This window comes from Sulfurovum sp. bin170, from assembly GCF_010892395.1.
In the GTDB taxonomy this organism is placed as follows: Bacteria; Campylobacterota; Campylobacteria; order Campylobacterales; family Sulfurovaceae; genus UBA1140.
The window spans coordinates 1-4343 of sequence record NZ_JAACKB010000023.1 but is presented as its reverse complement, the minus strand read 5'-3'; the positions used below and the strand labels follow the sequence as shown (position 1 = coordinate 4343).

Genomic DNA, 4343 nt, shown 5'->3' with positions numbered 1-4343 from the left:
TTCCGTATCCTCTTCAGGAATATTTGACCACGCAGGAGCATAAGTTACTACATTAATCTCAACAGCTAAATTTCTTTTGCTTGTTAATGTTTTATATTGAAATAATTTTGATTGTATTTTTGTATAAATTTCATCCTGAATATCTTGATAATCAATAGTAGAATCAATACCTTCATTAATATGAAAAGCAACTAGTCCACTCTCTTTTGTGATTAATAAAGCATCAATTTTAAAACCACCATTAGCAGTTCCTATTATCGGATAACCAATGTATAATGTACCTTCATAATTATTTTTGATAGATTCAAAACAACTTGCTAATTGTTTTGAAGATTCAGGTTTGTTTTTAAAATCTCCTCTTACTATATTTAACATATAAAATCACCTAAAATATTTTTTTTCATTATAACAAATTACTTTTATTTTCAAACTGATTTAGAATTTTTTATCTAAAAAAGAATGAGCAACGAAACCAAGGAGTAAAAATATATCAAGTTAAAACCTACTCTATGCAGATAGTATAGATTATATCATACCCATCAACCCTTCAACTCCCCCACCAGATACTTCCCAGTATAAGACCCAGTCTCCTCATGCGTTCTAGCCACCTCTTCAGGGGTTCCAGTGGCGATAATATCTCCACCCTTATTCCCCCCCTCTGGTCCCATGTCTATGATGTAATCTGCATTTTTGACCATATCAAGATTATGCTCGATGACCACTACAGAGTTACCCAAATCCACCAAATGATGAAGCACACCTGTTAGCCTATCCACATCTGCAAAATGCAGACCTGTGGTTGGTTCATCTAGTATATAGAGTGTCTTCCCTGTATCTTTTCTGCTCAACTCTTTACTAAGTTTTATCCTTTGGGCTTCACCACCAGAGAGGGTTGTGGCATTTTGACCAAGGGTGATATAGTCAAGTCCTACAGCCATTAGAGTCTTTAGTTTGATAGCAATTTTGGGAATAGCTTTGAAAAAATCCATAGCTTCTGTAACGGACATTGCAAGTACATCTGCGATAGATTTACCTCTATACGACACCTCTAGCGTTTGAGCATTATATCTTGACCCCTCGCAACCATCACAGGTCACCAATACATCAGGCAAGAAGTGCATCTCTATCTTTATCTGACCATCTCCACTACACTTTTCACATCGTCCACCTTTGACATTGAAAGAGAATCTTCCTATCTTATATCCTCTTAGTTCAGCCTCTTTGGTCTGGGCAAAAAGCTTTCGTATCTCATCCATCACACCTGTATAGGTTGCGGGGTTACTCCTTGGGGTTCTTCCTATTGGGCTTTGGTCTAGGTAGATTACCTTATCTACAAGCTCTAATCCTTTTATCTCTACACCATCTACCTTGTTCACTTTTCTTGCATGGTTTAGAACCTCTCTTGCTACGGGTAGAAGTGTTTGCAATATCAGAGAACTTTTACCACTTCCACTGACTCCCGTGATACAGACAAAGTTTTTCAGAGGTATTTTTGCTGATAGATTCTCTATATTATTTAGCGTCACATTGTTAATCTCTATCCAACTCTCTTGTGGTTTATCGTGAGGATAATCAATATCTTTGGCTCCAAATAGATACTCTGCTGTTAAGGTTTTGGCTCTCATCATCTTCTTACCAGTTCCTGCAAAAACAACCTCCCCACCAAATTTACCCGCCCCTGGTCCAATATCAATCACATAGTCTGCTGACATAATCGTCTCTTTGTCATGCTCCACGACAATAACAGAATTTCCCTTCTCTTGGAGAGAGCGAAGCGTTCTGATAAGCTTTTTGGTATCCCTCTCATGCAGTCCAATACTTGGCTCATCCAGTACATACATCACACCTGTAAGCCCAGAGCCAATCTGTGAGGCGATACGAATTCGTTGTGCCTCTCCACCAGAGATAGTTCTTGCGTCACGGCTAAGTGTAATATATGTAAGCCCAACATCATATAGAAAAAATAGCCTCTCTTTTATCTCATTAATCACCGAATCTGCAATAAGATTCTGTTGCTCTGTAAAGTGAGAAAAGTTCCCTCTATCCGCAAAATACTTATATGTTTTTTCGATAGGCATATCTATAATATCGGCGATATTTTTTCCCTCTATCTTCACGGCTAGAGACCTTGGACGCAGACGATGCCCCTCACATCTATCACAGACCTTTTCGGTCATATACTCACTCATATCCTTCTCATCGCTAAACATATCGTGAGCAAACTTCACTACCCCTGGCCACTCTCTTTTGAGCTTATGTTTTTTCCAAGTAAAGTCAACATCATTGCCTCCACCATAGAGGATAGATTTTTTCTGATACTCTTCTAATTTTTCATAAGGTATCTCTACGGGTATATCGTTCTGCTCACAATAGGCATTTAGGAACTTGGTGTAGTAGCTTTTGTTAAAACCATACATTATCTTCACAGCACCCTTATCAATACTCAATGCAGAATTAATAACCTTTTTGAGGTCAATAACATAACGAATTCCCAAGCCATCACAAAGAGGACATGCACCTTTTGGAGAGTTGAAAGAGAAGCTAACAGGCTCCAAAGGCTCAAAAGAGAGTTTACAATCAAAACATGCTAAGTGTTCAGAGTAGTGAATATTTTGCCTATCCATCTCAAAATCTTTGTAGTTTAGAACCTCTATCTCCACCTCACCATATGACTCTTTTAGAGCTTTCTCTACATCTTGCCCTATCCTATCCCTGCTCTCCTCTTTGACCACAACTCTATCAATCACAACTTTAATGGTATGTTTTTTGGTCTTAGATAGCTCTATCTCCTCATCAAGTCGAACCATCACCCCATCTATCATCGCTCGGATATAGCCCTTGTGCCGTAAGGATTCTATCATATCAGCAAATGTACCTTTTTTCTCTTTGACAAGGGGAGCCATAATCACCAATTTTGCTCCATTAGGGAGTTTCAAAACCTCTTCTATAATATCAGAAGCGTTCATAGATGAGATTGGTTTAGCACACTCATGGCAATGCTGTCTTCCAACTCGTGCAAACAGAAGCCGTAGATAGTCGTATATCTCTGTAATAGTACCAACGGTGGATCTGGGATTTTTGGATGTGGTCTTTTGGTCGATAGCAATAGCAGGGGTCAAACCCTCTATCTTATCCACATCAGGCTTCCCTACTCTTCCTAGAAACTGTCTAGCATAAGAGGATAGAGATTCGATATATCGTCTCTGCCCCTCTGCGTAGAGTGTAGAAAATGCTAAAGTAGATTTTCCACTACCACTAATTCCTGTAATAACAACCAACTGATTTTTAGGAATCTCAACATTAATATTTTTTAGATTATTCTCTCTTGCTCCAAAAACCTCTATTTTATCTTTTTTCATTCTCTTATCCTAAAAATATTTTTTTTATCAAAATTGACAACGCAACACCATACATAATAAGCAGATATAGTTTGTGCTTGGAGTCCGATACATGCTCTTTTAGCCACACCCCCATATAGACACCAAAGAGTGAAGCAACCGCCACAAATATACCCTTTTCCAAATCAACAGTGCCAACAGAGAGATGACTCGTCAATCCTGCAATAGAGGAGAATGCCACAAAAAAGAGTCCTGCTGAGACTGCCTTTTTGATAGGATAATGCAGAAAACCTACCAATATTGGTGTTAACATAATAGAGCCACCAACTCCCAAACTAATAGCAAATATACCTATCATCATACCTACAAAAAAAAGCACACCAACATGAAGCGTTTTGACACTTCCATCATCTTTGGGCTTGGCAGAAAATAGTCTATAGAGTGCAAAGATAAGCAGTCCCATAAACAGATATTCTAGCGTTCTACTAGAGATAGCCATTGAGAGATAGACTCCAATAAAACCACCAACAAAACCACCAACACCTACCCAAATACCTTCACCTAAAACAAGTGAACCTCTTCTATGGTTGAGATAAGAGCCATAAAAAGAGGAGAATACCATCTGAACAATAGAGATACCAATAGCTGTTTTAATATCAATACCAAGTAGCATCAATATTGGAACAAGAATCATCCCCCCACCAATACCAAAAAAGCCTGATAGAGTTCCTACGGCTACCCCTACTAAAACTAATACCACTTCCATATAGGCTCCACTCATTTTGCATAAATTTAAGCCGAAATTATATCATAATAGTATATCATTTCGTAATGCGAGTAGGGAAAATCTCACACTTAATTGAAACTAATTGGTTACATAATATTAAAAATTGTTTAAAATATAACATTAACAAAAACTTTATATTGTATATAAATGACTTTTCTGTTAAAATTAAGCATTCGAATTAAAACACCACAAAGAAAAGGAACCAATGTGCCAAACAC

3 protein-coding genes are annotated in these 4343 nt (G+C 37.7%); all 3 read right to left on the bottom strand.

Translation table 11 applies throughout. The annotated features are described in order from the left end of the window. Nucleotides 1-375, bottom strand: a 375-nt coding sequence (locus GSY74_RS00650) for a hypothetical protein (protein WP_223157417.1), incomplete at its 3' end; no start/stop codon positions are given. Nucleotides 376-539: 164 nt separating this feature from the next. Continuing rightward, nucleotides 540-3359 (bottom strand): excinuclease ABC subunit UvrA, encoded by a 2820-nt coding sequence (gene uvrA, locus GSY74_RS00645; RefSeq protein ID WP_164663172.1) that lies wholly within the window; start codon nt 3357-3359, stop codon nt 540-542. Nucleotides 3360-3363: 4 nt separating this feature from the next. Next, complete coding sequence (locus tag GSY74_RS00640; RefSeq protein ID WP_164663171.1) at nt 3364-4104, bottom strand: sulfite exporter TauE/SafE family protein; 741 nt, start codon at nt 4102-4104, stop codon at nt 3364-3366. Between the last annotated feature and the right edge of the window lie 239 nt (nt 4105-4343).